At 73.9% G+C, this 5,593-nt stretch carries 7 protein-coding genes; 3 read left to right on the top strand and 4 right to left on the bottom strand.

Features of this window, described 5'->3' with window-relative positions; translation table 11 throughout:
* A partial coding sequence (locus ABT300_RS40710; protein ID WP_351687240.1) for a CU044_2847 family protein occupies nt 1–467 on the bottom strand: 467 nt, incomplete at its 3' end.
* Between the two features lie 232 nt (nt 468–699).
* On the opposite strand from ABT300_RS40710, the gene ABT300_RS40705 reads away from it, so the two are divergent.
* The 3 genes from ABT300_RS40705 (at nt 700) to ABT300_RS40695 (ending at nt 3,290) form a co-directional block, all read left to right on the top strand.
* Nucleotides 700–882 (top strand): DUF6104 family protein, encoded by a 183-nt coding sequence (locus ABT300_RS40705; RefSeq protein WP_019058231.1) that lies wholly within the window; start codon nt 700–702, stop codon nt 880–882.
* Nucleotides 883–1,081: 199 nt separating this feature from the next.
* Nucleotides 1,082–2,104, top strand: coding sequence for a DUF4097 family beta strand repeat-containing protein (locus ABT300_RS40700; protein WP_351687237.1), 1,023 nt, complete (start codon nt 1,082–1,084; stop codon nt 2,102–2,104).
* Between the two features lies 1 nt (nt 2,105).
* Nucleotides 2,106–3,290 carry a PadR family transcriptional regulator gene (locus ABT300_RS40695; protein ID WP_351687234.1) on the top strand — a complete coding sequence of 395 codons (1,185 nt, stop codon included), beginning with the start codon at nt 2,106–2,108 and terminating at the stop codon, nt 3,288–3,290.
* A 30-nt stretch (nt 3,291–3,320) separates the two neighbouring features.
* On the opposite strand, the gene ABT300_RS40690 is transcribed toward ABT300_RS40695, so the two are convergent.
* The 3 genes from ABT300_RS40690 to ABT300_RS40680 form a co-directional block, all read right to left on the bottom strand.
* Nucleotides 3,321–3,929 carry a Clp protease N-terminal domain-containing protein gene (locus ABT300_RS40690; RefSeq protein WP_351687231.1) on the bottom strand — a complete coding sequence of 203 codons (609 nt, stop codon included), beginning with the start codon at nt 3,927–3,929 and terminating at the stop codon, nt 3,321–3,323.
* Nucleotides 3,929–4,138, bottom strand: coding sequence for a helix-turn-helix domain-containing protein (locus ABT300_RS40685; protein WP_018571396.1), 210 nt, complete (start codon nt 4,136–4,138; stop codon nt 3,929–3,931). Before ABT300_RS40685 ends, ABT300_RS40690 begins: the two co-directional genes overlap by 1 nt.
* A 187-nt stretch (nt 4,139–4,325) precedes the next feature.
* Nucleotides 4,326–5,291, bottom strand: coding sequence for a zinc-binding dehydrogenase (locus tag ABT300_RS40680; protein ID WP_351687228.1), 966 nt, complete (start codon nt 5,289–5,291; stop codon nt 4,326–4,328).
* Between the last annotated feature and the right edge of the window lie 302 nt (nt 5,292–5,593).

Below are 5,593 nucleotides of genomic sequence, written 5' to 3'. Positions count from 1 at the left end.
GGGGGGGGGGCGGGGGGGCCGCTGCGGCCGCGGCGGGGGGTGGTGCCGGGGGGGCGGGGGTTGGGGGTGTCGGCGCCCCCGCGGGAGTCCGCGCCGGCAGGCGGTGCGTCGAGGTCGGGGGGCCCGCTGTTCCAGGTCAGGGTGACGGTGATGCCGGCCTTGGCCTCGCCGTCGGCCAGCAGGCCGACGACCCTTCCGGCCTTGGCGGTCAGCTCGATGCCGAACTCGACGCTCACCTCGTCCGGCCGCACCGCCCGCAGCGGCTCCGCCAGCGACCGTGCGACCCCCGTGACGAGCGCGTGCAGGCTCTCCACGCTCGCCTCCACCCGCTCGGCGAACCCCGTGTCGCTGTACGACAGCCGCCCGGGCGGCGCGGACAGCTCGCCGGCGCCCGAGATCCGGGCCCAGACGGGCGTCCCGTCCGGCAGCGCGATGCGCGCCACCCGTGTCACGTCCTCACCGCTCATGGCACTCCCCCGTTCCCCCAGTCCCGCCCGCCCACCCGCGCGTGCGCGGGCCGACAGCGGGCTCCGTCCGCGCGGAGGTCGCGCGGACCGCGGGCCCGCGCCCCCTGCGCCTATCCTTTTCGCTGTCCCCTCCCCCACCGGAGAGCGGAGCACTTCCTCCCCTCGCAGGAACAAGGGTCCTTCCCCCGACGGAGGACCCCTACCCCTGCGACCGACCCACGGAGCACGATCCATGTACTTCACCGATCGCGGAATCGAGGAACTCGAGAAGCGGCGCGGCGAGGAGGAGGTCACTTTCGAGTGGCTCGCCGAGCAGCTGAGGACGTTCGTCGACCTGAACCCGGACTTCGAAGTGCCGGTGGAGCGGCTGGCGACATGGCTGGCCCGGCTGGACGACGACGAGGACGACGAGTAGGGGCGGTGCACGGCGGCGGCCGGCCGCGCGGGAAGGGGCGTCCCGGACGCCCCTTTTTTTCGTGCCTTGACTTTCCCGGACCGCGATATATCGTGTTTGACGGGAGACGCGATATGGCGCGTCGCACCGTGTCCTGTGTGTCGTGTGCTGTGCGCTGTCTGTCGTGTGTCGTGTCGTGTCGTGCAAGGAGGTCCGCACCATGTCCGAGTGGTCCGTCGCCGAACCGGGGAAACTCTCCTTCGCCGAGCCCGTGAGCGCACTGCACGTGCGCATCGTCGAAGGCGCCGTGAACGTGGTGGGCACCGACGGGGGCCCCGCCCGCCTGGAGGTCTCCGAGGTCGACGGCCCGCCGCTGGTGGTCAGCCACCGCGACGGGACCTTGACCGTGGCCTACGAGGACCTGCCCTGGAAGGGCTTCCTCAAGTGGCTGGACCGCAAGGGCTGGCGGCGCAGGGCCGTCGTCTCGCTCGCCGTGCCCGCCGGCGCCCGGGTGGAGGTGGGCGTGGTGAGCGCCGCCGCGGTGGTCTCCGGCATCGACGGCCACGCCGAGGTGAAGGGCGTCAACGGGGACACCACGCTGGTCGGCCTCGCCGGCCCGGTGCGGGCCGACACCGTCTCGGGCAGCGTGGAGGCGCAGGCCCTCACCGGCGACCTGCGCTTCCACTCCGTCTCCGGGGACCTGACCGTCGTCGAGGCCGGCTCCTGTGTGAAGGCCGACTCCGTCAGCGGATCGATGATCGTCGACCTCGATCCCGCGAGCCGCCCCACGCGGATCGACCTGACCAGCGTCTCCGGCGAGATCGCCATCCGGCTGCCCCATCCGGCCGACGCCCAGGTGGAGGCGAACACCGCGAGCGGCTCGGTCTCCAACGCCTTCGAGGACCTGCGGGTCAGCGGCCAGTGGGGGGCCAAGCGCATCACGGGCCGGCTGGGCGCGGGCAACGGCAGGCTCAGGGCGACCACGGTCTCCGGCTCGATCGCCCTCCTGAGAAGGCCTCCGACGGAGGACGCGGCAGACACGGCAGACACGGCAGACACAACGCCGTACCCGACGGCGGACACGCGGGAGGACGGGCGCACGGAGGCGCACGGCGCGGACCGAGGGCCGCGGGAGCGCGCGGGCGCGCCCTCCCGGCCGGGGGACAATGCCGTTTCCGGCCCGGGCGGCGAGAGCTCCTTGAGCGACCCGGCCGACAGCACGACCGACAAGAAGGTGCTCTGACATGCCTCCCGTCTTCGCCCACGGCCGTCTCCGCCTCTACCTGCTGAAGCTGCTGGACGAGGCGCCGCGTCACGGCTACGAGGTGATCCGCCTCCTCGAGGAGCGCTTCCAGGGTCTCTACGCGCCCTCGGCGGGCACCGTGTACCCGCGACTGGCCAAACTGGAGGCCGAAGGCCTGGTCACCCACACCACCGAGGGCGGCCGCAAGGTGTACGCGATCACCGACGCGGGCCGTGCCGAACTCGCGGACCGCAGCGGTGAACTCGCCGACCTGGAGCTGGAGATCCGCGACTCGGTCGCCGAACTGGCCGCGGAGATACGGGCCGATGTGCGCGGGGCGGCGGGCGATCTGCGCCGCGAGATGCGGGCGGCCGCCTCCGAGGCCCGCCAGGGCGCCGGCCGCCCGAAGACGGCGGAGCCCGGCGACCACGAAACCCACGGCGAGAGCGGCGGGTACGGCGAGAACGGCGGCGGGTACGGCGACGCGGAGGCCTGGCGCGCCGCCAAGGAGGAGATGCGCCGCGTCAAGCAGGAGTGGAAGGAGCAGGCGCGCCGGGCCAAGGACGAGAGCCGCCGCGCCCGCGAGGAGGCCCAGCGGGCCCGCCGCCAGGCCAAGGAGGCGCAGGACAACGCCCGCACCCAGGCCCAGGAAGAGGTGCAGCGCATCGCCCGCCGGGTGCAGGAACAGGTCCAGGACCACTTCGCCCGGGGCGACTGGCCGACGGGCGTCCGCGAGGGCCTGACCGAACTGGCCAAGGAGTTCGGCGAGTTCGGCAAGGACTTCGGCAGGGAGTACGGCAGGGACTTCGGCTTCGGCCGCACCGGCGCTCCGGCCGGGCGTAAGACGTCCGCGCGTCCGGAACACCCGGACACGCCGGACCACTCCGCCGCCCCGCACCCTGCGGCCGCCCCCCACCCCTCGGCCGGCCCGGAGCAGTCCACCGTCCCGGACTACTCCGCCACCCCGGAGGACTTCCCCGCCGCGTACGAGCCGGCCTGGGCCCACGAGGACGCGGACGGCGACCCGGCCCGCGACCTGGACCGCCTCCTGGACCGCTTCCGGGACGACATCCGGGACGCGGCCCGCGACCACGGCGTCACCGCGGACCAGCTCCGCGAGGCGCGCCGCCACCTGTCCACGGCGGCGGCTCACATCGGGGTGATACTGCGGACCCCCAGGGGGTGACGCTCACGGCCGGGGCGGGCGCCGGCGGCCTCAGCCGGCCGCGGCCCCGGCGCCCGCCCCGGCGCCGGGCTCGTCCCCCCGCCCCCGGTCTCCGTAGAGCACCCGCGTCAGGGACGCGTGTGTGACGCCGTGGTCGGCGAGGACCTCGGAGGGGACGCCGCGGCGGGCGGTCAGGGCGAGCAGCAGGTGCTCGTCCCCGATGTGCCGTTCGCCGTGGGCGACGGCCACCCGCAGGGTCCCGATGAGCAGGTCCTTGGCGCCGCGGCCGAACGGCCGCCGCCCCGACCGTCCGCCGCGCGGACCGCGTCGGCCGGCCGCGGCCAGCGCGCCCGCCCCGTGCGTCTCCTCGACCCGCGACACGATCTCCGCCAGGTCGATGCCCAGTCCGGACAGGGCGTCTGCGTCGGCCCGGGAGAGGCCGCCGAGGCGGCGCGTGTCGTCCAGGTCCCGCACCAGCCCCTCCCGGCCGCCCGGCGGCAGTCCGAGCGAGGCCAGCGCGAAGGAACCGCGACTGCCCTCGCGCTCGAGGAGCGACAGCAGGACGTGCGTCTCCTCGACCCGTGTCGCGCCCTCCCGCTCGGCATGCCCCACGGCGCCCTCGACCACCGCACGGGCGTCTTTCGTGAACCGCTCGAACATCACTGCCTCCCGTACTTCTTGTGCACGGCCTGCCTGCTGACTCCGAGCTCCGCGGCGATCTCCTGCCACGACCAGCCCTGGTTGCGCGCACTGCGCACCTGCACCGCCTCCAACTGCTCCAGCAGTCGGCGCAGCGCCGCCACGGCGCGCAGTCCGACCCGTGGATCGCGGTCACCGGCGCGCTCGGCGAGATCCGTTGCCTCGGTCATGCATGTCAACCTACATTGACAGACGTCAAGCGTCAACCACGGTTGACAGACACGGGGGGCGACCGCCGCGACGGGGGCATGCGGTCGATGCACGACGACATGCGAAAGGCGGGCCCGGATTCCCCGGACCCGCCCGTCACCACCCCCGCAGCCTGCCGCTCCACCGGTTCACCGGCCGCTCAGCCACTCATCGGCCGGTGAGCACGATCTTGCCGAACAGGTCGCCGGACGCGAGCCTTTCGAACCCCTCGCGGGCCCGGTCGAGCGGCAGCGTCTCGTCGATGACGGGGCGGACGCCGGTGGCGGCGCAGAAGGACAGCAGATCCTCCAGCTCGTCCTTCGAACCCATCGTGGAGCCGACGACCTTCAGCTCGAGGAAGAAGATCCGGGTCAGCTCGGCGTGCGAGGGCCGGTCGCCGCTCGTGGCGCCGGAGATGACGAGCGTGCCGCCGGGCCGCAGGGACTTCACCGAGTGCGACCAGGTCGCCGCGCCGACGGTCTCGATGACGGCGTCCACCCGCTGCGGCAGCCGGGCGCCCGGCTCCACCGCCTCCACGGCGCCCAGCTCCAGGGCCCGCTTGCGCTTGGCCTCGTCCCTGCTGGTGGCGAAGACCCGCAGCCCGGCCGCCCTGCCCAGCACGATGGCCGCCGTGGCGACGCCGCCGCCGGCCCCCTGCACGAGAACGGAGTCGCCGGGGCGCACACCGGCGTTGGTGAAGAGCATCCGGTACGCCGTCAGCCAGGCCGTGGGCAGACAGGCGGCCTCCGCGAAGGAGAGCTCCTTCGGCTTGGGCAGGATGTTCCAGGTCGGCACGGCGACCTGCTCGGCGAAGGTGCCCTGGTACCGCTCGGTGAGGATCGAGCGCGGCTCGTCGGGCCCGACGCCGTGCCCCGTCTGCCCGATGACGGAGTGCAGGACGACCTCGTTGCCGTCCTCGTCGACGCCGGCGGCGTCACAGCCGAGGATCATCGGCAGCCGCCCTTCCGGGAGGCCGACGCCCTTGAGCGACCAGAGATCGTGATGGTTGAGGGAGGCGGCCCTGACGTCGACGGTGCTCCAGCCGGGCCGGGCCTCGGGGGCCGGACGCTCCCCCAACTCCAGTCCGGAAAGCGGCTGGTCACGGTCGATGCGGGCGGCGTAGACGGCGAACATGCTGTCGACCCTAGGGTCACGCGGCGGCAAGCGAAACCGGACGGCACTGTGACACATGCCCTCTTGCGCTCCCACCCGGCACGTCCGGCCATTCGCCCCCGCCTCCCCAGCCAATTCGACCGCGACCGGCCATTCCAGCCCGACCGGCCCTTCCAATAGGCCAGCCGCTCCAGCCCGGCCAGTCATCCCAGCCCCGCCAGCCATTCCACCCCCGGCCGGCCCCATCCAGCCCGTCCGGCGTTTGAGGACGAGGCCCCTTCAGGGCCGACAGCGGGGGCCCGGGGGCGGCAGCCCTCGGAAAC

Origin of the sequence: Streptomyces sp. NPDC001027, from assembly GCF_040299045.1 — a bacterium.
In the GTDB taxonomy this organism is placed as follows: domain Bacteria; phylum Actinomycetota; class Actinomycetes; order Streptomycetales; family Streptomycetaceae; genus Streptomyces.
Note: the sequence above shows the minus strand (reverse complement) of the source record. Positions and strands in the feature narration are given on the sequence as shown.

Coding starts and splice junctions, on each gene's coding strand:
- ABT300_RS40705 (WP_019058231.1), top strand. CDS start 700: ATGTACTTCACCGATCGCGGAATCGAGGAACTCGAGAAGCGGCGCGGC.
- ABT300_RS40690 (WP_351687231.1), bottom strand. CDS start 3,929: ATGTTCGAGCGGTTCACGAAAGACGCCCGTGCGGTGGTCGAGGGCGCC.
- ABT300_RS40685 (WP_018571396.1), bottom strand. CDS start 4,138: ATGACCGAGGCAACGGATCTCGCCGAGCGCGCCGGTGACCGCGATCCA.
- ABT300_RS40695 (WP_351687234.1), top strand. CDS start 2,106: ATGCCTCCCGTCTTCGCCCACGGCCGTCTCCGCCTCTACCTGCTGAAG.
- ABT300_RS40700 (WP_351687237.1), top strand. CDS start 1,082: ATGTCCGAGTGGTCCGTCGCCGAACCGGGGAAACTCTCCTTCGCCGAG.
- ABT300_RS40680 (WP_351687228.1), bottom strand. CDS start 5,291: ATGTTCGCCGTCTACGCCGCCCGCATCGACCGTGACCAGCCGCTTTCC.